Source organism: Dactylosporangium thailandense (genome assembly GCF_059739745.1).
This window is the reverse complement of record NZ_AP029195.1, coordinates 4,559,357-4,578,196: the sequence shown is the minus strand read 5'-3', so window position 1 is coordinate 4,578,196 and position 18,840 is coordinate 4,559,357. Positions and strand designations below refer to the sequence as shown.

Below are 18,840 nucleotides of genomic sequence, written 5' to 3'. Positions count from 1 at the left end.
TGACCAGTTGCGCATGCGCCGTCGCGTCCGTCCTGTCGTATCCCGTCCGCACCGGGTACCGGCTGATGGGCTGGATCGGCAAAATATTCCATCCGCATCAGAAATAGGCGCAGGGGCAAATCCGGCACCAGGCTCATCGATGCGACGATTCGGGTCGCTCAGATCATCGACGGCACTGCTGATGGTGCTCGTGGCGGTGGTGATGGCGGGCAACGGCCTCGTTGTGCCCGCATTGCCCACCTACGGCGAGAAACTCTCGGCATCATCGACGCTCGTCGGCATGCTCGTGACGGTGTTCGGGGTCGTCCGGCTCGCCGCGAACTTCCCCGCGGGCGTGCTGTACCACCGGCTCGGCTCACGCAGGCTGCTGGTTGCCGGAAGTGCGCTCTTGCTGCTCGGGGCAGCGGGAGCGGCCTTGGCCGAACACGATCTCGTGCTGCTGCTCATCCTCCGCGGCGTCCAAGGGGCCGGGTCGGGCATATTCCTCACCACCGTGGGGGTCGTCGTCGCGCTGCGCACCGAAGCAGGGCGCCGCGGTCGGATGCTCGCCCGCTACCAGACGGCGGTGTTCTTCGGCGCCGGGGTCGGTCCCACGATCGGCGGGATACTCGCCAACGCCTGGGGCCTATCCGCGCCGTTCTGGGCCTACGCGGGGGCCGCGCTCCTCGCACTGGTCGTGGCCGCGATGTTTATCGACGGGGATCCGCCCGGGGACGAACTCGTCGAGACATCACACACGGGCTCCTCGGGCGTACTGCGGCACCCGCAATACGTCGCGAACCTGGCGATGTCGTTCAGCCTCGGCTTCGTGCGCACCGCCGCGTTGTGGCAACTGGTTCCACTCGTCGCCGCCCACCGGTTCGCCATGACGTTGAGTCTCGTCGGATTCGCCGTGACGGTGACGTCGATCGCCAACCTGGTCATGCTGCCCGCGGCCGGACGCGCCATCGACAGTCTCGGCTGGCGAGTCCCGCCCCTGGTGGCCGCCGCGGCACAGGCCGCGGCGTTGGTACTCGTAGCGCTCGGTACGAGCCCAACAGCGTTCTGGACCGGAATCACCGTGCTCGGCCTCGCCGGCGCCTTCATTGGGCCGGCCCTGTCAACGGCCATGGTGGAGACTGTCCCGGCACCCGCGCTGGGCTCGGCGACCGGACTGCAGCGCACCGTCGGAGACGCCGGCTTCGTTCTCGGCCCCATCGTCATCGGCGCCCTCACCGATGCCGGCGGCCTCAGCGAGGCCGGTGGAATGCTGCTCGTCGCGGCAACCGTCATCATCTCAGGCGCATGGTGGCTCCTGGCGGTTCGACATCTCCCAGCCGATCCGTCCAGCAGGTGACCGACCGAAGCGCCCGAGTGACGGGCCTCATGGTCGGGCAAGCGGCTCCAACGCGGTGCGAGCTGCGTTCTGTTGCTGATGCCCAGCTTCGGGAAGATCTTGTACAGATAGATCCCGACCGTGCGGTGCGACAGATGAATCCGGTCGGCGATCTCACGGTTGGTCATGCCGGAGGCGGCCAACCGGGCGATTTGCAGCTCCTGAGCGGTGAGTACCGCTCTGGCGTCCGGCGCGGCCGAGCGCCCCGCGTTCGGCGTGGCTCCCGGCAGGGCGGGAGCCACGCCGACGACGAGGCCCGCCGCCGCATCGAACGCGATCTGCACGACGGCGCGCAGCAACAGCTCATCGCACTCGGACTCCAGCTGTGCATGGTCGAAGCGTCGCTTCTCCCTGGCCTCGACCCGATCCGCCACCAGCTGTCACAGGCGGTGAACCACCTGACCGGCGTCTCCCAGGACCTGCAGGAGATCTCGCGGGGCATCCACCCGGCGATCCTGTCCAAGGGTGGCCTCGGCCCGGCCATCAAAGCCCTCCCCGCCGTAGCCCGACCCCCGTCGAGCTGGTGCATCAGCTGGGCCTGGCACACGATGCCGAAACGACTCCGCCCATGCCGTGACCGGCCCAGCCGAAGAGGCTGTCGCCTCTGATCAGTCCGCCGTTTGCGCGGTCATTAGCATCGATACCTGTCGCCTGATGTCCTCGGTGATCCGCTCTGCTGACGCGTTCGTCGCGAGCGGCGACGCCATGGCCAGGAACATGATGGCGGTGATGATGCGCGCCACGGCAGCGGCTCGGGCCGCGTCCAGCCGGCCGCGCCCGGACAAGCAGGAGACGATGGCCAGTTCGGTGCTGCGGCTGAGCCGCAACGCCTCGGCGTGGTGCGGCTCGGTCGGGTCACCGAACATCATTTCGCGTAGATAGCTCCGTCCGTTGGCTGCGTGCTCACGGTTGCACGCGACGATCTCCTCGACGATCGCCATCACCGCAGCGCAAGCATCCTCGGAGGCCCCAGCGGCCGTCGTACCGAGTTCCAGCGCCCGTGCGTAGCTCGCGTTCTGCGCCAGCAGCAGCAGCTCACCCTTGTTGCGCGCGTAGAGGAAAAGGGTGCCGGTTGCCACATCGGCACGGTCCGCGATCTGCTGCGTGGTGATCTCATGCTCGCCACGTTCGGCGAAAAGCTCCTGGGCCGCTTGCGTGATGCGCCGGAGCTTCTCTTGCTTGTTGCGCTCGCGCCTGCTGACGTCCTCGGCCACGTTCCGCTAACCCCCTCGTCGCACCGCCAACCCTTGATCGATCGCTCACCCAAACTATCCGCCTGTCGACGACGCCGGACTAGGGTTGCACCGCTGGCGTAACTGAGTACAGTCATTATTGAGCGCACTCAGAAAGGATGTCATGCCCCACAAAGACACCGTCGAGCGGTTCTGGAAGCAGGTCTTCCAGGACAGAGATCCGGCCGGCGCGGCCCGCGCCTACCTCGGCGAGCACTACGTGCAGCACAATCCGAACGCAATCGACGGCGAGCAGGGTCTGCTCGAGTTCGTCGGCGCGCTGACCCAACGCGATCCCGACTTCAAGGCCGAGCTGGTCCGTATCGTCGCCGACGGCGACCTCGTCGCGACCCACAGTCGCTTCGACTACTCCACGGCCACCTTGGCGGTCATGGACTTCTGGCGCCTGGACCGTGCCGGAAGGATTGTCGAGCACTGGGACGCCATCCAGCCAGTGCCGGCAGAGTCCCGCAACTCCAACGGAATGTTCTGAGGGCCCGGCCATGCCCTCACTCGCAGGTTCGGTCGTTCTCGTGACCGGCGCCAACGGTGGCCTCGGCACGTCCTTCGTCACTCAGGCCATATCCCGTGGCGCGACCAAGGTGTACGCCACCGCCCGGACGCCACGCGACTGGTCGGACGAGCGGATCGTCCCACTGGTCCTCGACATCACCTCTTCGTCCTCGGTCAAGGATGCGGCAGCAGCTGCACCCGACGTGACGGTGCTCGTCAACAATGCCGGTGCCCTCAACGGGTCGAGCCTGCTGGGCGATCTCGCGGCAGCACGGGAGCTGTTCGAGACGAATTTCTGGGGCGCCCTTCAGGTCACCAACGCCTGGCGCGGGAAGCTCGCGACCTCCGGCGGCACCGTTCTCAACGTGCTGTCCGTGCTCAGCTGGCTGGGTCACGGCGACGCTTACAGCGCGACGAAGGCTGCGTTGTGGTCGGCGACCAATACCCAGCGACTGACCCTCGCCCCCGAGGGAATCCATGTCGCATCTCTCCACCTCGGCTACGCGGACACACAGATGGCGACCGGAGCGCCCGGCCACAAGCTCGACCCCGAGGACGTCGTGCGCGCGGCGTACGACGGGCTCGAGTCCGACGCCTACGAGATCCTCGTCGACGACCTGAGCCGCCGGGTCAAGGCTGCCCTGTCCGAGCCCATCGAGAGCATGTATCCGGCACTCGGAGGCGTCCGCCATGACTGACCAGATGAAGGCCGTCATCCAGGACGTCCTCGGCGGGCCCGAGGTCCTCCACGTCGCCGACGTGCCTCGCCCCACCCCGTCGATCGGCGAAGTCCTCGTCAAGGTGAGCGCCGCAGGCGTGAACCCGGTCGACGCGATGAACCGCCAGTTCGGGCTCTTCGCAGGCCCACCGCCGTTCATCCTCGGCTTTGACGTCTCAGGCGTGGTCCACAGCGTCGGCGCCGGCGTGACGCTCTACCGACCCGGCGACGAGGTGTTCGGACTCCTTCCGTTCCCTAACGGAGCCGGGGCCTACGCCGAGTACGTCCTGGCGCCGACCCGCGCGCTTGTACCCAAGCCGTCGCGCCTGAGCCACGAGGAGGCGGCAGCACTGCCGCTCGCCGGGCTGACCGCCTGGCAAGCACTGGTCGATACCGCGAAGGCGACTGCCGGAAGCAGAGTCTTCATCACCGGCGCCGCCGGCGGCGTCGGCCACCTCGCCGTCCAGATAGCGCACGCCCGCGGCGCGCACGTCACCGCTCTCGCGAAGGCCGACGACGCTTCATACCTCAAGCGCCTGGGCGCCGACGTCGTCGTCGACTACGTCACCACCGACTTCACCGAGACTGTTCGCGACCTCGACATCGTGCTCGACGTGCTCGGCGGCGACGTGCTACGCCGCGCGATCGGTTGCGTCAAGCCCGGGGGCAGGGTCGTCACCACCCTGCCTCAGAGCCTGCCGGAGGCCACCCCGACGGCCGCCGAGGCTGGCGTGCGCCTCAGCGGGCTCTTCGTGGAAGCAGACCAGGTCGGCCTGCACGAGCTCGTCTCCCTGGTGGATGCCGGCCACCTGCGGCCGACCGTCGCCGCCACCCATCCGCTCGCCGACGCCGCCCACGCCCACTCTGAACCCCATCGACACGGAAAGGTCGTGCTGGTCCCGTGAACATTCCGTACCTCCAACTTCAGCACCCCTCGAAGCACATCGCTCGCCTCACCTACAACAACCCGCCCGTGAACCTGGTCGTCGGCGACACAGTCCGCTCCCTCGGCCAGGTCGTCGAGCGCCTGCTCGACGACACCGACCTGAAGGTCGTCATCCTCGACAGCGCCGTCCCCGACTTCTTCTACAACCACTTCGACCTGGCACACCTCGCCGACTTCCCCACCACCGATCTGGCCACCGCTCGCAACCCGTGGACCGACATCGTCGTGAAGCTGGCGAACGCACCGTTCATCACGGTCGGCTTGATCCGCGGACGGACCCGCGGCGGAGGCAACGAGCTCGCCCTCGCCCTGGACCTCAGATACGCCAGCCGCGAGAAAGCCAAGTTCGGACAACCCGAAGTCGGGGTCGGCATCGTCCCCGGAGGCGGCGGCACCGAGCGGCTACCCAGGACCATCGGACGCGACCGCGCCCTCGAGGCGATCCTCACCAGTAAGGACTACGACGCCGACACCGCTGAACGGTGGGGCTGGGTGACCAGGACCCTCGCCGACGACGACCTCGACGCGTTCGTGAACAGCATCGCCGGACGGATCGCCTCGTTCGACGCGCACGCTCTCGCCCAGGCCAAGACCATGATCAACCGCGCCTCCCTGCCGCCAGAGGCTGACCTCGTAGCCGCCTACCGCGAGTTCGAGGACAGCACCCGCCAACCCGGATACCGCGCTCGGGCTGAGGCCCCAACGCCGCCGCCGGAGCAGCAACTGCTCATCGAATATGACCTCGGCGACGTCATCGGCGCCGCCGCACAACGAGCCGCACAGGAGTGACCGCGCCACTGATTCGGTGAGCGACGGCTACACCCGGTGTGGCCGTGCAATGCGGGCCGCGAAAACTTGCGCCGGGCCTCGAGCGCCGCACCGGATCCCTCACCCCGACAAGGAAGCCGACAACGTCCTGCTGGATGCCACCGCCCCGAATGGCACCCCGCTCAACAGCGCGTCCGGGGCCGTGGTGTCGCTCATGGACCGCACGAACGTCGAGACCGTCATCGTCGCCGGCAAGGTCCGCAAACGGCGCGGCAAGCTGCCCGACGCCGACCTCGACAGCCTGCGCCGCGAGCTGGAAAACTCGCGCGATTACCTGTTCCGGGCGACAGGCATCCGCCGGGACCTGTTCGCCTACAGCTGACGGGCCGATCGGCGGCAAAGGACGCCTCCTGCGCCGCCGGCCTCAGCGCCTCCGGTCCACGCCGCCGACGAAGTCGAGCACCGTCGCGGCGAACGTTCGCGGGCCTCCTGGGCGACGAAGTGCCCGACGTCGGGGATCGTGATCGCGGTGACGTCGCGGGCCACCTGACGCATCGTGTGCTCGGTGAAGGGGGCATTGATGCCATCGACAGCGAGCACCGGGACGCTCAGCGGCCGCGACTCGGCGAGCGCCCGGATGTGCGCACAGTCCGCCAGGGCGGAGCGGTAGAGCCCCTCGGTGCTCCGCCAACCGCGGGGACGCGCGTAGGTGCGGGTGAACTCGTCGAGGTCGGTCTCGGTGACGGCCCCGTCACCACGGTCATCAGCGAGACCGCCCAGTCGAGCATGACGCATTCACGGCCTGCCAGAGAACAGCTCCGCAATCCCCGGGGAATCGCCACCCGCTGTGCCCATTGATGGCCGTTGTGGGGGCGTGCGGCCATGCCTGGCCGACGTGAGCCCCTGGTCGCGCGCGGATGCCAAACGTTTGCCCGCTACGAGACGCTGCTCTTTGTCCGCTGCCCGCGGCCGGGCCGGCGGGTCGCCGACGTGGCGCGGGTGCTGGTCGCACCCTCTGCCGCTCGCCGCGGCCGCGGTCGGCGTCGACGCGCTGGCCGAGTTCCTCGACCGCGGCCTCCGCCCTGGCCCGTGTGACCGGCGCGGGTGCACCCTGTTGGTACTACGCCGTACGGGCGGCGGCCGCGGCGACGGTTGCCAGGTCCTCGCCCGAGAAGCCGCCGCGGCTCAGCACCGCTAGCGATTTGTTCGTCGCCAGTGTGCGCAGCGCCAGCTCTGCCGCCTCCCGCTGACCGGCCCCCGCGGCCAGCAACGCCTGCTCCAGCATTGCTCGCAACCCGTTCACCATCGCACGGACCATCGCCTGGCTCTCCGTGTCGAGTGCCGGCAGCTGCGTGACCGATATCGTCAGCAGGCAGCCATCCGGAACCGTTGGATCGGCAATCCGGTTCATGGTGACCTGCAGGAAGGCGGCTACAGCCGCGCTCGGGTTCGGGTGGGGGCCGGACAGGGCCTGCTCGTACAGCGGGTGGTAGGTCTCCGCGTACCGCAGGAGGCTCTTGCGGAAGAGGGCACTCTTGTCGCCGAAGGTGCCGTAGAGCGACCCCCGGCCCAGGCCCGTGCCCTCGGTCAGGCGTTCGATCGAGGCATCCGAATACCCCCAGCGCCAGAAGACGTGCATTGCGCGTCGTAGAACCTCGTCGACGTCGAATTGCTTGCGGCCCGCCATGGTAGCCAGCCTACACGTCTTGTAACGATCGTTCCAAGACGTGTACGGTCGTCGGCATGAGAACTTGTACCGATCGTTCCAGGATGGTGATGGGCGCATGACGGCGTTGCGGTCGCTGCGGTTGCCCGACGGGTTCACCGACGTCTTCACCAGCCGGCTCGTGGACGTCAACGGGCTGCGGCTGCACGCGGTCACCGGCGGGGACGGCCCGCCGCTGCTCCTGGTCGGCGGGTGGCCGCAGACCTGGTACGCCTGGCGGGAGGTGATGCCCGCGCTCGCCCGCGAACACACCGTCGTGGCCGTCGACTCGCGCGGGGCCGGGCTCTCCGACAAGCCCGACCACGGGTACGACGCCGGCACGCTGGCCGCCGATCTGGCCGCGCTGATGACCGTGCTCGGGCACGACCGGTTCGACACGGTCGGCCACGACATCGGCACGTGGACCGCATACGCGCTGGCTGCCGATCATCCCGAACGGGTGGGCCGGCTCGCCGTCGTGGAAGCGATGATCCCCGGTCTCACCCCGTCCCCGCCGGTTTTCAGCCCGTCCGCGCTCAACCAGAAACTCTGGCAGTTCGGCTTCAACCGGCTCACCGGCCTCAACGAGGAACTGGTCCGGGGGCGGGAACGGCTCTTCTTCGGCTGGCAGTTCGCCACCAAGGCCGCCACCCCGACCACGATCCCCGCGTACGCCGTCGACGTCTACCTCGACGCGATCACCACGGATCCTGGCGCGCTGCGCTCTACCTTCGCGTACTACCGGGCCCTGGACGAGACGATCGCGCAGAACGAGCAGCGCAGCAAGACCCGGTTGACCCAGCCGGTGCTCGCCGTCGGCGGTGCGCTGTGGAGCGGCGCGTCTGCCGTCCAGACGATGCGGCTGGCGGCCGACGACGTCACGGGGGTCGTCCTCGACGCCTGCGGGCATTACCCCGCCGAGGAGCAGCCGGCGCGGTTCGCCGAGATCCTGCGGGACTTCCTGCGCGGCGAGGCGGCAGCAGGCGTGCCGCACAGCTGACACACCGCGGTGGGTGCCGATCGGACCTCGCCTGGACGGCCATGGCAGCCGCGGGCTGCCATGGCCGTCCAGCTGTGGCTCAGTGCAGCTCGAGCCGGGCGGTGAGCAGGTTCGGGTCGGTCTGGGAGTTGTATGCGGCACTCGGCACCCAGATCCGCCGGCCGTGCACCGCAACCGCGGTCGGACCCTGAAGACCATCCACAGCGGACAGCACGACGCTCGGCGCCCGGCCCGGCGCCACCAGCACGACGGTGTTCGGCTGATTCAGGGCGGCGAGCACCGTGTCGCCCGGGCCGATGAACGCGAAGTCGTCGATGCCCTCGAGTCCGGTTGCCGCGACGGCTGTGCGGCCCGCGCTGCCGTCGGGCCTCATCGGGATGCGTAGCAGGGTGCCGCGGTCGAGGTTGCTGACCCAGACCGAGCGGCCGTGAACCTTGACCCCGTTCGCGCCGAGGAAGCCGTCTGCCTGCAGGTCGGCTCCGGTGGCCCAGGTGCGGACGGCGCCGTCGGAAAGCCGGATCTCGTACACGACGCCGAGCGCACTGTCAGCGGCGTATGCCTTGGTGCCGCCCGCGTTGAGTGCCAGCCCGTTGGGCAGGCTCGCGGCGGGCAGGGCGGCGATCCGGTGCGGAGTGCGGCCGGGCTCGATGCGCCAGAGGCCGCTCAGCGTGGGGCTGCCCGCGGCGTACAGGGCATACAGGATCCCAGAGTCCGCGCGGGCGAGCCCGGTGGCGAGTGGGAAGTGCAGGACCGGAGTACTCAGGCCCTCGGCCGCGCTCGGGGCGGGCAGCGTGGCCAGCACGCGAATGCGGCCGGCGGTGTCGATGCGGGCGACCTGCCGGCTGGCGGCGAAGGTCACCACGACGTCGCCTCCGGCCTCGGCGATGATGTTCTCTGGCAGTTGGCCTTGCGTGAGGTCGAAGTGCACGCTGATCGCCGGGGCGGACAGCGGCGGCCCGGCGGCGTACACGGCCGCACCCGATCCGACGGAGCTGCCCGTGAACGTCACCGCGGCGGCGAGCACGGCTGACGTGATACGGACGATTCTGCGCATGCGTGAGATCCTTTCGGCAGTCGGTGTATTGCGGTGCGCCGCGTTCATGGCGCGACGGTGCTCGTGAGGACGGGCTCCCACCGGTCGATGGCCGGACGGCCGTCGCGGCGGGTGATTCGGGCCGCGCCGGAGCCGCGGAAATGGGCCGGCAGGATCAGGGACCGGCGCTCGGCCGCGTCGGCGAGCAGGCGTTCACGGCTGACGGCGGCTCGCGCCGGGTCCTCGCAGAAGCAGCTGGCGACGTGTGGCTGGGCGACCTGCAGCGGGCTGTGCAGCAGGTCACCGGCGAAGAGGGCGGACTCGTCCCCGCTGTGCAGGGCCACCACGGCGGAGCCGGGGGTATGCCCCGCGGCGAGGTGCAGGGTGAGCGAGTCGTCGATGCGGTGGCTGTCGCCCTCCCAGAGCCGCAGCTGTCCGGCGGCGGCCAGCGGCGCCACGCTGTCCTCGAAGGCGTTCTGGTTGCCGCGGCCGAAGCCGGGCGTGTGGGGACCCTGCGGGTCCCAGAAGTCGTGTTCGGTGCGGTGCACCAGATAGGTGGCGTTGGGGAACGTCGGCACCCAGGCTCGGCCGTCCAGGCGGGTGTTCCAGCCGACGTGGTCGAGGTGCAGGTGCGTGTTGACGACCACGTCGACGTCCTGCGGCGCGATGCCCAGCGCGGCGAGCCCGCCGAGGTAGTCGGTGTGGTGGCGCGACCAGACCGGCACGTACGGGCGCTCCTTGTCATTGCCCAGCCCGGTGTCGATGAGCACGACCCTGCCCTCGCTGCGCACCACCCACGTCTGCACCGCGGTCCGGACCTGCCCGTCCGGCCCCACGAACTCCGGTGTCAGCCAGTCACTCGCCTCCTGCCACACCGCCGGGTCCGAGCCGGGGAAGAACTCCGCGGTACTCAAGCCGACCGGCGCGGAGAACTCGACCAGCCGGGCCACCCGCGCCTCGCCGAGCTGCAATTCGTCCATCTCTCACTGCCTCCAATGCGGTCGCCGCGGTGCGCGGCGGCGGTACCGAGGCTGCCCGGACCGCCCGGTCGCGGCCACGCCCCGCCGTGGCTATCCCTGGCCGGGGTTGGCTGCCGGCGGCACGGTGCGCCACACTCGGGACGTGCGTGATCCAGGACCTCTCGGTGCCTTCCTGGCCAGCCGGCGAGCACAGGTCCAGCCCGCGGATGTCGGGCTGCCCACCTACGGTGAGCGCCGCCGGGTGCCCGGCTTGCGGCGCGAGGAGGTCGCCCAGCTGGCCGGCGTCGGATTCTCGTACTACTCCCGCCTGGAACAGGGGCAGTCCCTCAACGCCTCGCCCGAGGTCCTGGACGCGATTGCCCGCGCGCTGCGGTTCACCGACGTGGAGCGGCGGCACCTGCACACGCTCGGCCGGCCGCCCCGGCGCGAGGCGCCGCGCGGCCGCACCGCGCCGGAGCGGATCGCGCCCGAGACGCTACACCTGCTCGCCGCCATGGGCAGCGCGCCCGCCCTCGTCCTGGGCCGCCGCAACGACGTGCTGGCCTGGAACCCGTGCGGCCACGCGCTTTTCGCCGGTCACCTACCCGTCGAGGCCCCCGACCGAGCCGACACCCGCCCCAACATGACCCGGCTCGTGTTCCTCGACCCGTTGATGCGCGACCTGTACGCCGACTGGCCTGCCAAGGCCCGGGCGGTCGTCGGCAACCTTCGCCTGCTCGTGGGCAGCGATCCCCACGACCCGGCCCTGCACGAGCTCGTCGGCGCACTGTCCATCGAAAGTGCCGAGTTCGCCCAGCTGTGGGCGGACCACCGGGTCCGCGACTGCGACATCGCCAGCTACACCATGCGCCACCCGCACGTCGGCCCGCTGACCGTCACCCAGCAGTCCCTGCCCGTCCCGCTCGCGCCGAGCCAGCGACTCATCGTGGCGACCGCGCCGACCGGCAGCGACGCCGCCGTGAGCCTGACACTGCTCGCGCACCTGGTATCGACCGAGCCGGGCGCGCCGACCTCCGCGACCTCGACGGCAACACGGTCACCGTCAGCCGCCGAACTGCGCGCGCTGGGCCGCTGACTCGGATCGCTGGAACGTTGGCACGGCTTGGAACACACATGGCCGCCGGCCCGACCGGCTCGGGCTCGGACGCGTGGGGCATCAACCCGGAGCACCGCCGTCGCGGCGGCCGCGTCCTTGATCGCGGCGATGACGGTCGCGACCCCGGCCCGGGCCGGCCTGGTTCTGCCGCCCCGTGACTGGTGCAGTGCGAGCACGGTGGACCAGATCTGGTACGAGATCACCGTCTCGGCACGCAGGCGTTCACGACCTTCGACAGTATCGAGGTGGGCACTGTTCGGTGTGACGAGGACGTGCCCGCGGGCACGCTGCGGTTCAAGGCGCGCCTGCAGCTGGGCTGCTGATCCTCGCGGCCGTCCGGTGATGGTCACGGCCGCCGGGGGAGCCTAGACTGCTAGGTTGTGGAACCGGGCGAAAAGGACGCTGATCTGACCCGCCGCGAGGACCTCGTCACGGCGCGGGAGCGAGTCGCCGACGAACGCGAGGCGCGCGCCGACGAGCGTGACGCCGCCGCGGACCAGCGCGACATCGAGCTCGAAGGCCGGCACACCCAGGCCGCGGTCCACGAGGGCGAGCTGGAACGGCGGGGCGCCCTGGCCGACGAACGCGACCGGCACCTCGACGAGCGGGAGCGGCGGGCCGACCGGCGAGCCGCCCTGGCCGACCTGCGGGAACGGGACGCGAACGAGCGTGACCGGGAGACCGACCAGCGCGCCAACGACGCGGAGGTGCGGCCGGACCCCGGTGGTCGCGGCTAGGCCGGTGGCGCGTCACCGGGGCGGACGAGACCGCTCTGATAGGCGAGCACGACGAGCTGGGCGCGGTCGCGCACGTCGAGCTTGGCCATCGCCCGGTTGACGTGGGTCTTCGCCGTCAGCGGGGAGAGGTAGAGCCGGTCGGCGATCTCGTCGTTCGACAGCCCGTGCGCCACGAGCACCAGCACCTCGCGTTCGCGGTCGGTGAGCACGTCGATGGGCCCGGCGGGTGGCAGCGGCGGAAGGTCGGGGTGGCGCAGGAACCGTGTGATCAGCGACTGCGTGGCGATGGGGGAGAGGAGGGCCTCGCCCGCGGCGACGGTACGCACGGCGCGGACGAGGTCGTCGGGCTCGACGTTCTTGCCGAGGAAGCCGCTGGCGCCGAGCCGGAGCGCGCGCACGACGTTCTCCTCGTTCTCGAACGTGGTGAGGATCAGGATCCGGACGCCGGACAGCTGATGGTCGCCGGCGATGCGCCGGGTGGCCTCGAGCCCGTCCATCTCGGGCATGCGGATGTCCATGAGCACCACGTCGGCCCGGGTGCTCCGGGCGAGATCGACGGCCTCGAGGCCGTTGGTCGCCTCGCCGACGACGTCGATGCCGGGGTCGCCGTCGAGGATGAGCCGGAACCCGCCGCGGATGAGGGCCTGGTCGTCGGCGAGCACCACACGGATCGTCACGGCTGCGGCCTCGTCTTCGCGGCGGGCAGTTCGGCACGCACCCGGAACCGGCCGGTCGGCTCGTGCCGCGCGGTGAGCGTGCCGCCGGCGGCGGAGGCGCGTTCGCGCATGCCGAGCAGCCCGTAGCCACTGCCGGGCCGGTCCGGGCCGGTCGGGTTGTCGACCTCCAGGACGACCTTGTCGGGAGCGTAGGTGACGGTGAGGCACGCCGAGCCGGTGCCGTGCTTGTGGGCGTTGGTGAGGGCCTCCTGCAGGATCCGGTACGCCGCGAGGTCCACGACCGCGGGCAGTTCCCGGGCCTCGCCGTGCTGCCGGTGCTCGATGCGCAGGCCGGCGACGGCGACGGTGTCGAGCAGCGCGGTCAGCCGGGCGAGGCCGCGGGCCGGCTCGGTGCTGCCGGGCGCGTCGCCGGGGTCGCGCAGCACGCCGACGATCGAGGAGAGCTCCCGCATCACCGTGTCGGAGGCGTGCCGGATGTGCTCGAGCGCGCTGTCGGCGGCGCCGGGCTGCCGATGCAGGACGTGGCGGGCGGCGCCGGCCTGGACGTTGATGACGGCGATGTGGTGGCTGACCACGTCGTGCAGCTCGCGGGCGATCCGCATGCGCTCCTCGACGACGCGGCGGCGGGCCTCGTCCTCGCGGGTCTGCTCGGCCCGGCGGGCGCGCTCCTCGACGGCGGTGACGTAGGCGCGGCGGCTGCCGGTGGCGTCGCCGACCGCGGTGGCCATGCCGATCCAGGCGAGGACGCCGATGTTCTGCGGCGCCCACCAGCTGCCCGCCGAGGTCAGGACGGTGGCGAGGTAGAGCGACAGGGCGATGGCGGCTGCGATCAGCCACGTCCGCCGGCGCTCGAGGCGCGACGCCACGGTGTACACGGCGATCACCAGGGCGATCATCGGGACCGGCGGCTGCGGTCCGGACGTGACCGTGAACGCGAGCGTGGCGACGGCGGTGGCGAGCAGCACCGGCATCGGCCACACCCGCCGGAAGGTGATCGCGAGGCAGGCGAGGACCGCGGCGGCGACGCCCGCCGGCGCGACCGGACCCGCCAGGTGACGGTCGCCGTGGCTCGCCGTCGCGACCAGCGGCGGGCCGACCAGCAGCACGCCGAGGAGCAGGTCGAGCAGCTGCGGATGCCGCAGGGCGGCCCGGCGCAGCTGCCGCTGCACGACGGTGGAGTCCATGGCCTCGACGGTATGTGTCGGCCCGGGAGCCGGGCGTCGTCTGCCGGTGGTAGCGGATCGCCGCGGCTTACTGCGGACGCGGTAGCAGGGTAGCAATCCTCGTCTCCCGGAATCGGCCGATTCACGTCCTTGCACCGCTTCTGCCCGGAAATACCACGGATGCAGTAGCGGTGGCGGGCCGATGTCTGCGCCTGGAGGACGCGGCGGGTGGCCCGGGCGGGCGATGGTGATGCCTGCACCGTACACCTCCCGTTCATGTTTCGTTTCCCGCGGATTGGTTCTGCCATGCGACTGCCGTTCCGGCGTGGTGCCGCGCCACCGCTACCCGCTCCCGTCCGCGCCGCCCAGGACGACGGTCACCGCAACGACGACCACGACGGCCACGCGCTGCGGGCGCCGACCAGGCTGCACGCGTTCAACCGCTACGAGATCAAGTATCTGGTGCCGAGCTCGCGGATCCCGCGGCTGCGGCGGGAACTGGCGGCCCGCCTGGACCACGACAGCCACGGCACCGACGGCTCCTACGGGGTCTGGAGTGTCTACTACGACAGTCGTGACCTGCGGTTCTACTGGGAGAAGATCGAGGGGCTGCGATTCCGGCGCAAGCTGCGGGTGCGCCACTACGGCGACCGGTTCAGCGTCGACGGCGACACCCCCGTGCACATCGAGATCAAACAGCGGGTCAACCGGGTCACCCAGAAGCGGCGGGTCGCGCTGCCGTACCGGCTCGCCCGCGACCTGTGCGACCGGCGGCAGCCGGTCGAGCACGCCCCGGCCCAGCGAGCCTTCCTGGAGGAGGTGCTCGAGCTGCTCTCGCGGCTGGACCTGCGAGCGGTGGCGATGACCGGCTACCAGCGGGAGGCGTTCGTCGGCCGCGACGCCGACACGGGGCTGCGCGTCACCATGGACCACCGCGTCCGCGGCCGCGACCGTGACTTCCACTTCGCCGCCGACGCCGAGAACCGGCTCGTCGTGCCGGCCGGGCTGTCGGTCGTCGAGTTCAAGGCCGACGAGCGCGTCCCGTACTGGCTCACCGACCTCGCCGCCGAGCTGAACCTGTCGGTGGTGCGGGTCTCCAAGTACTGCCAGGCCGTCGAGGCCTTCGGACGAGCCCCCCGCTCCATCTTCCACATCCCCGACGAAATCCCCGCCGAACACCCCGACGACCTGAAGGTGTAGCCCCGATGCCGTTCAACGTTCAGGACCTTTCCGGCACCTTCAGCGTCGGCGACATCGCCATCGCCCTGTCGCTGTCGTTCGTGCTCAGCGCCATGATCGGCTGGGTCTACCGGTTCACCCACCGCAACGTGTCCTACAGCCAGTCCTACGTGCAGACCCTCGTCATCCTCGGCATGCTCGTCGCGCTCATCATGCTCATCGTCGGCTCCAACATCGCCCGCGCGTTCGCGCTGGTCGGGGCGCTGTCGGTGGTGCGCTTCCGCAATGCCGTGAAGGAGACCCGCGACGTCGGGTTCATCTTCCTGGTCATGGGCATCGGCATGGCGGCCGGCACCCGCTTCTACACGCTGGCCGTCGTCGCCGCGGTCGCGATCAGCCTCGTGATCCTGGTGATGTACCGCTTCAGCTGGTTCGCCGCCAGCGTCCAGCGGCAGATCGTCAAGGTCCAGATCCCGCCGGACTTCGGCACCGGCGGCACCTCCACCGAGGCCATCCAGGACGTGCTCATCGCCCACACCAGCGAGTTCGAGCTGGTCAGCATCGAGTCGATCCGCGGCGGCGCCCTCACCGAGCTGATGTACACCGTGCGCCTGAAGAAGGGCCACGAACCGGGGCAGCTCATCGCGGCGCTCGGCGAGCGCACCGGCGGGCAGCGGGTGACGGTGCTGACCGGCTACGACCAGACGGACCTGTGATGCTGCGGCGGCTGCGGTACCGCATCCCGGTGCGGGTGCGCCACTACTGGAAGCTCCTGGCCGTCTGCGCCGCGGTCGTCGCCGTCCTCGCCACGGTGCTCAGCACCGTGCGGGTGGCGCCGCTGGTCACGAGCACCAGCGACGAGAACGGTGACCAGGTCACCCAGAACGTGCGCGGCACCCGGGACCTGTTCGACGCCACCGTGGCCCACAGCATGACGATCACCTTCCGCGACGCCGACTACCAGCGGTTGCTCGACTCCTTCTGGAACGAGGGCGAGAAGGAGTTCCTCGAGGCCGACCTGACCATCGACGGCACCGTCGTCGCCGGCGTCGGCATCCGGCTCAAGGGCAACTCCACGCTGGCCGGGCTGACGCGCGGCGGAGCATCCCGGCCCGGCGGATTCGGGGCCGGCGGCCGTGGACCGGGCGGCCAGGCACCGGGCGGCGGCGACCCGGGCGGCGGCGGTCCGGGTGGTGGCGGTCCGGCCGGTGGCGGTCCGGGCGGCTTCGGCCCGGGCGGCGGCGGTCCGGGCGGCGGCGGCCGGGGCGGCTTCGGCGCGGCGCTCAAGGCCGAGGAGCCCGAGACGCTGCCGTGGCTGATCCGGTTCGACGAGTTCGTGTCGGGGCGCCGCTACCAGGGACACCGCGAGATCGCCGTGCGCGTGGGCGGCATGGGCGGCGGCACCACCGTGCTCAACGAGGCGGTATCGCTCAGCCTGCTGGCCGGCGCCGGGCAGACCGCGCAGCGGTACGCGTACACCAGCTTCACCGTCAACGGCCGCCCGACCACGGCCCGGCTCGTCGTGGAGCATCCCGACGAGCACTTCGCCGAGGCGGTCGGCGGCTCCGGTGTGCTCTACAAGAGCCTGGCCACCAGCCAGTTCACCGACCAGGGCGACGACCCGACCAGCTACGCCGACGACTTCAAGCAGATCACCAAGAAGGGCAGCCAGGACCTCCAGCCCGTCATCGACCTCGTGCGCTGGGTCAACACCGCCGACGACCAGCAGTTCGACGCGAAGCTCGGCGAGCGCCTCGACGTGGAGTCCTTCGCCCGGTACACCGCGGCGCAGAACCTGCTGCTCAACTCCGACGACATGGCCGGACCGGGCCGCAACTACTACCTGTGGTACGACCTGCGGACCAAGCGGTTCACGGTCATCGGCTGGGACTACAACCTCGCGTTCTCCGGCCGCGCCGACCAGGACCCGGCCGCGTCGGTCAGCATGGGCGGCATGTTCGCCGGAGGCGCCGACGGCATGCCACCGGCGGGATTCCAGCCCCCGGACGGCTTCCAGCCGCCGGCCGGGATGCGGCCCCAGGGCGGCGGCGGCTTCGGCGGACTCGGCGGCAACAAGCTCAAGGAGCGCTTCCTGGCCAGCGCCGCCTTCAAGCCGGTGTACCAGAAGGCCTACCGCGAGCTCTACCAGAAGATGTACGGCAGCGGCGCCGCCCTGGCCGCCGTGGACACCATCAGCGGGGTGCTGGCCACCGCCGGCGGCTACGACCGGCAGAAGACCGACGCCGACGCCGACGAGCTGCGAACCCTGATCCGGCAGCGCACCGAGTACCTCGCGGGCACCGACCCCATCCGGCAACCTTGACCACGGCCGAGAAACTTGCAGCGTTCGCGGGCGCGCCGCGAGCCGGTGACCGGCCGACTTGCCGGCGCGGTCATCGCGCGGCGCCGGGATGCGGTGACGGGACCTCGGCGGGCCGGTAGCGTCCGCGGCGGGTAGTGCTGCCGTCGCGATCCAGGGATGTGGATGCAGATGGTCTTCGGCGCGAGGCGCGTAGTCGAGGCGAAGCTGCCGCACCTGCTGCTCTGCGTCCTGCTGCTGGGCATCGCCGACTCCATGATCGGGCCGTACCTGGTGCTGTTCGGCGCCGACCGGGCGCGCCTGTCCCCGCTCCAGGTCGGGGTGTTCCTCTCCGTCATCGCCGTCAGCGGGCTGTTCGTGACGTCGTGGCTCGGCCGCCGGTACGACCGCGGTGCCGGCCGGTGGCCGGCGGTGGTCGCCGTGCTGGCGCCGGCCGCCGGGTACCTCGCGCTGAGCACGACCACCACGTACGTCCTGCTGCTGCTCATCGGCGCGGGACTGCTCAGCGCCGGCCTGGCCGCCTTCTCGCAGGTGTTCGCGCTGGCCCGCACCCACCTGGACCGGGCCTCCGGCGACGCGTCGCGCCGCGGGACCCTGGCGCTGCGCTCTGCGTTCTCGCTGGCCTGGGCCGTCGGCCCGATCCTCGGGGCGGCGGCGCTGGCGTGGCGGGGGTACGGCGGCCTGCTGCAGCTGACATCCCTGGCGTTCGCGGTGACCGCGGCCCCGCTGCTGCTCCTGGGCCCGACGCCGGTCACATCCCGGACCGAGCCGCAGTCGCGGGCCGCATCGCGGTTGCGGCGGCCGGTGCTGATGGTGGCGGCGAGTTTCGCGCTGTTCAACACCGCGATGTGCGCCGGCTCGGTCGCGCTGCCGCTGTACATCACGCGCACGTTGGCCCGGCCCGATCAGGACGTGGGGCTGCTGGCCAGCGTGTGCGCACTGGTGGAGATCCCGGCGGCGCTGGGCCTGATGCTGCTGCCGGCCCGGGTGCGCCAGCAGCGGGTACTCCTGCTGGGCATGCTGCTGTTCGTGCTGTACTTCGCCCTGGTCCCCGTCAGCTCCAGCCTGCCGCTGCTGCTCGCCGCCCAGGTGGCCCGCGGCGTGGCCATCGCCGCGGTCAACGCGCTCGGCATCACGTACATCCAGGACCTGATGCCCGAGGCCACCGGCCGCGCGACCGCGCTGTTCGGCAACGCGTTCATCACCGCGTCGCTGATCTCCGGAATCGTCGCGGGCGCGGCCGCACAGGCGCTCGGATACCGGGCGGCGCTGCTGCTGTGCGCGCTGATCAGCGCCGCGGGCTGCCTGCTGCTGATCAGCGCCCGGCCGGCGCCGCGCGAGGTCGCCCCCGCGGCCGACGCGCCCGACATCGGCGCCAGCCCGTGGCAGGCTTGACGG

21 protein-coding genes and 1 pseudogene are annotated in these 18,840 nt (G+C 70.9%); 14 read left to right on the top strand and 8 right to left on the bottom strand.

What is annotated here, in order from left to right; translation table 11 throughout:
- The first annotated feature begins 181 nt into the window (after nucleotides 1-181).
- A complete protein-coding gene (locus AC6JBM_RS19695; protein WP_497985050.1) occupies nucleotides 182-1,336 on the top strand; it encodes an MFS transporter in 1,155 nt (384 codons plus the stop codon).
- Between the two features lie 116 nt (nucleotides 1,337-1,452).
- On the opposite strand, the pseudogene AC6JBM_RS19690 reads toward AC6JBM_RS19695, so the two are convergent.
- Nucleotides 1,453-1,503: pseudogene (locus AC6JBM_RS19690) on the bottom strand (hypothetical protein); the annotation flags it as partial.
- A 24-nt stretch (nucleotides 1,504-1,527) separates the two neighbouring features.
- Here AC6JBM_RS19690 and AC6JBM_RS19685 point away from each other — a divergent pair.
- On the top strand, nucleotides 1,528-1,983 hold the full coding sequence (locus AC6JBM_RS19685; protein WP_497986492.1) for a histidine kinase: 456 nt from the start codon (nucleotides 1,528-1,530) through the stop codon (nucleotides 1,981-1,983).
- On the opposite strand, the gene AC6JBM_RS19680 is transcribed toward AC6JBM_RS19685, so the two are convergent.
- Entirely contained in the window at nucleotides 1,984-2,589 is a 606-nt protein-coding gene (locus tag AC6JBM_RS19680; protein ID WP_497985049.1) for a TetR/AcrR family transcriptional regulator, read from the bottom strand.
- Between the two features lie 118 nt (nucleotides 2,590-2,707).
- Here AC6JBM_RS19680 and AC6JBM_RS19675 point away from each other — a divergent pair, with 118 nt between their 5' ends.
- The 5 genes from AC6JBM_RS19675 to AC6JBM_RS19655 are packed head-to-tail and all read left to right on the top strand — an operon-like array spanning nucleotide 2,708 to nucleotide 5,934.
- The gene (locus AC6JBM_RS19675; RefSeq protein ID WP_497985048.1) at nucleotides 2,708-3,100 is read left to right on the top strand and encodes a nuclear transport factor 2 family protein; all 393 of its coding nucleotides are present in this window, start codon (nucleotides 2,708-2,710) and stop codon (nucleotides 3,098-3,100) included.
- A 40-nt stretch (nucleotides 3,101-3,140) separates the two neighbouring features.
- Nucleotides 3,141-3,818 carry an SDR family oxidoreductase gene (locus tag AC6JBM_RS19670; RefSeq protein WP_497985047.1) on the top strand — a complete coding sequence of 226 codons (678 nt, stop codon included), beginning with the start codon at nucleotides 3,141-3,143 and terminating at the stop codon, nucleotides 3,816-3,818.
- The gene (locus AC6JBM_RS19665) at nucleotides 3,811-4,743 is read left to right on the top strand and encodes an NADP-dependent oxidoreductase (RefSeq protein WP_497985046.1); all 933 of its coding nucleotides are present in this window, start codon (nucleotides 3,811-3,813) and stop codon (nucleotides 4,741-4,743) included. Before AC6JBM_RS19670 ends, AC6JBM_RS19665 begins: the two co-directional genes overlap by 8 nt.
- Nucleotides 4,740-5,573, top strand: a complete 834-nt coding sequence (locus tag AC6JBM_RS19660) for an enoyl-CoA hydratase/isomerase family protein (RefSeq protein WP_497985045.1) — start codon at nucleotides 4,740-4,742, stop codon at nucleotides 5,571-5,573. The genes AC6JBM_RS19665 and AC6JBM_RS19660 overlap by 4 nt, the downstream gene beginning before the upstream one ends.
- A gap of 16 nt (nucleotides 5,574-5,589) precedes the next feature.
- Nucleotides 5,590-5,934 carry a hypothetical protein gene (locus tag AC6JBM_RS19655; RefSeq protein ID WP_497985044.1) on the top strand — a complete coding sequence of 115 codons (345 nt, stop codon included), beginning with the start codon at nucleotides 5,590-5,592 and terminating at the stop codon, nucleotides 5,932-5,934.
- Here the strand turns inward: AC6JBM_RS19655 and AC6JBM_RS19650 are convergent.
- Both AC6JBM_RS19650 and AC6JBM_RS19645 read right to left on the bottom strand, forming a co-directional pair.
- Nucleotides 5,925-6,347 carry an alpha/beta fold hydrolase gene (locus AC6JBM_RS19650; protein WP_497985043.1) on the bottom strand — a complete coding sequence of 141 codons (423 nt, stop codon included), beginning with the start codon at nucleotides 6,345-6,347 and terminating at the stop codon, nucleotides 5,925-5,927. The two genes, AC6JBM_RS19655 and AC6JBM_RS19650, sit on opposite strands and share 10 nt — an antisense overlap.
- Before the next feature lie 325 nt (nucleotides 6,348-6,672).
- Nucleotides 6,673-7,239, bottom strand: a complete 567-nt coding sequence (locus tag AC6JBM_RS19645) for a TetR/AcrR family transcriptional regulator (RefSeq protein WP_497985042.1) — start codon at nucleotides 7,237-7,239, stop codon at nucleotides 6,673-6,675.
- Between the two features lie 97 nt (nucleotides 7,240-7,336).
- Here AC6JBM_RS19645 and AC6JBM_RS19640 point away from each other — a divergent pair, with 97 nt between their 5' ends.
- Nucleotides 7,337-8,257: an alpha/beta fold hydrolase gene (locus AC6JBM_RS19640; protein ID WP_497985041.1), complete on the top strand. Its 921-nt coding sequence runs from the start codon at nucleotides 7,337-7,339 to the stop codon at nucleotides 8,255-8,257.
- A 79-nt stretch (nucleotides 8,258-8,336) separates the two neighbouring features.
- Here AC6JBM_RS19640 and AC6JBM_RS19635 read toward each other — a convergent pair whose 3' ends face one another.
- Both AC6JBM_RS19635 and AC6JBM_RS19630 read right to left on the bottom strand, forming a co-directional pair.
- Nucleotides 8,337-9,311 (bottom strand): SMP-30/gluconolactonase/LRE family protein, encoded by a 975-nt coding sequence (locus tag AC6JBM_RS19635; protein ID WP_497985040.1) that lies wholly within the window; start codon nucleotides 9,309-9,311, stop codon nucleotides 8,337-8,339.
- Nucleotides 9,312-9,355: 44 nt separating this feature from the next.
- Nucleotides 9,356-10,270, bottom strand: a complete 915-nt coding sequence (locus tag AC6JBM_RS19630; RefSeq protein ID WP_497985039.1) for an MBL fold metallo-hydrolase — start codon at nucleotides 10,268-10,270, stop codon at nucleotides 9,356-9,358.
- 142 nt (nucleotides 10,271-10,412) lie between these two features.
- Here AC6JBM_RS19630 and AC6JBM_RS19625 point away from each other — a divergent pair, with 142 nt between their 5' ends.
- Nucleotides 10,413-11,345, top strand: a complete 933-nt coding sequence (locus AC6JBM_RS19625; RefSeq protein WP_497985038.1) for a helix-turn-helix domain-containing protein — start codon at nucleotides 10,413-10,415, stop codon at nucleotides 11,343-11,345.
- A 401-nt stretch (nucleotides 11,346-11,746) separates the two neighbouring features.
- Nucleotides 11,747-12,103, top strand: a complete 357-nt coding sequence (locus AC6JBM_RS19620; protein WP_497985037.1) for a hypothetical protein — start codon at nucleotides 11,747-11,749, stop codon at nucleotides 12,101-12,103.
- On the opposite strand, the gene AC6JBM_RS19615 is transcribed toward AC6JBM_RS19620, so the two are convergent.
- The gene (locus AC6JBM_RS19615) at nucleotides 12,100-12,780 is read right to left on the bottom strand and encodes a response regulator (RefSeq protein WP_497985036.1); all 681 of its coding nucleotides are present in this window, start codon (nucleotides 12,778-12,780) and stop codon (nucleotides 12,100-12,102) included. The two genes, AC6JBM_RS19620 and AC6JBM_RS19615, sit on opposite strands and share 4 nt — an antisense overlap.
- The gene (locus AC6JBM_RS19610; protein ID WP_497985035.1) at nucleotides 12,777-13,964 is read right to left on the bottom strand and encodes a sensor histidine kinase; all 1,188 of its coding nucleotides are present in this window, start codon (nucleotides 13,962-13,964) and stop codon (nucleotides 12,777-12,779) included. The genes AC6JBM_RS19615 and AC6JBM_RS19610 overlap by 4 nt, the downstream gene beginning before the upstream one ends.
- 285 nt (nucleotides 13,965-14,249) lie before the next feature.
- Here AC6JBM_RS19610 and AC6JBM_RS19605 point away from each other — a divergent pair, with 285 nt between their 5' ends.
- The 4 genes from AC6JBM_RS19605 to AC6JBM_RS19590 all read left to right on the top strand — a co-directional run bounded on the left by AC6JBM_RS19605 (nucleotide 14,250) and on the right by AC6JBM_RS19590 (nucleotide 18,837).
- Entirely contained in the window at nucleotides 14,250-15,143 is an 894-nt protein-coding gene (locus AC6JBM_RS19605) for a polyphosphate polymerase domain-containing protein (protein ID WP_497985034.1), read from the top strand.
- Nucleotides 15,144-15,148: 5 nt separating this feature from the next.
- A complete protein-coding gene (locus AC6JBM_RS19600; RefSeq protein WP_497985033.1) occupies nucleotides 15,149-15,838 on the top strand; it encodes a DUF4956 domain-containing protein in 690 nt (229 codons plus the stop codon).
- Nucleotides 15,838-17,445, top strand: a complete 1,608-nt coding sequence (locus AC6JBM_RS19595) for a CotH kinase family protein (protein WP_497985032.1) — start codon at nucleotides 15,838-15,840, stop codon at nucleotides 17,443-17,445. The genes AC6JBM_RS19600 and AC6JBM_RS19595 overlap by 1 nt, the downstream gene beginning before the upstream one ends.
- 162 nt (nucleotides 17,446-17,607) lie before the next feature.
- Nucleotides 17,608-18,837: an MFS transporter gene (locus AC6JBM_RS19590; protein ID WP_497985031.1), complete on the top strand. Its 1,230-nt coding sequence runs from the start codon at nucleotides 17,608-17,610 to the stop codon at nucleotides 18,835-18,837.
- The last annotated feature ends 3 nt before the right edge of the window (nucleotides 18,838-18,840 follow it).

Excerpts from the sequence above, each read along its gene's own strand:
- AC6JBM_RS19635 (WP_497985040.1), bottom strand. The coding sequence starts at position 9,311 with ATGCGCAGAATCGTCCGTATCACGTCAGCCGTGCTCGCCGCCGCGGTG.
- AC6JBM_RS19595 (WP_497985032.1), top strand. The coding sequence starts at position 15,838 with ATGCTGCGGCGGCTGCGGTACCGCATCCCGGTGCGGGTGCGCCACTAC.
- AC6JBM_RS19695 (WP_497985050.1), top strand. The coding sequence starts at position 182 with ATGGTGCTCGTGGCGGTGGTGATGGCGGGCAACGGCCTCGTTGTGCCC.
- AC6JBM_RS19650 (WP_497985043.1), bottom strand. The coding sequence starts at position 6,347 with ATGCGTCATGCTCGACTGGGCGGTCTCGCTGATGACCGTGGTGACGGG.
- AC6JBM_RS19665 (WP_497985046.1), top strand. The coding sequence starts at position 3,811 with ATGACTGACCAGATGAAGGCCGTCATCCAGGACGTCCTCGGCGGGCCC.
- AC6JBM_RS19640 (WP_497985041.1), top strand. The coding sequence starts at position 7,337 with ATGACGGCGTTGCGGTCGCTGCGGTTGCCCGACGGGTTCACCGACGTC.
- AC6JBM_RS19630 (WP_497985039.1), bottom strand. The coding sequence starts at position 10,270 with ATGGACGAATTGCAGCTCGGCGAGGCGCGGGTGGCCCGGCTGGTCGAG.
- AC6JBM_RS19605 (WP_497985034.1), top strand. The coding sequence starts at position 14,250 with ATGCGACTGCCGTTCCGGCGTGGTGCCGCGCCACCGCTACCCGCTCCC.
- AC6JBM_RS19590 (WP_497985031.1), top strand. The coding sequence starts at position 17,608 with ATGCAGATGGTCTTCGGCGCGAGGCGCGTAGTCGAGGCGAAGCTGCCG.
- AC6JBM_RS19610 (WP_497985035.1), bottom strand. The coding sequence starts at position 13,964 with ATGGACTCCACCGTCGTGCAGCGGCAGCTGCGCCGGGCCGCCCTGCGG.
- AC6JBM_RS19645 (WP_497985042.1), bottom strand. The coding sequence starts at position 7,239 with ATGGCGGGCCGCAAGCAATTCGACGTCGACGAGGTTCTACGACGCGCA.
- AC6JBM_RS19600 (WP_497985033.1), top strand. The coding sequence starts at position 15,149 with ATGCCGTTCAACGTTCAGGACCTTTCCGGCACCTTCAGCGTCGGCGAC.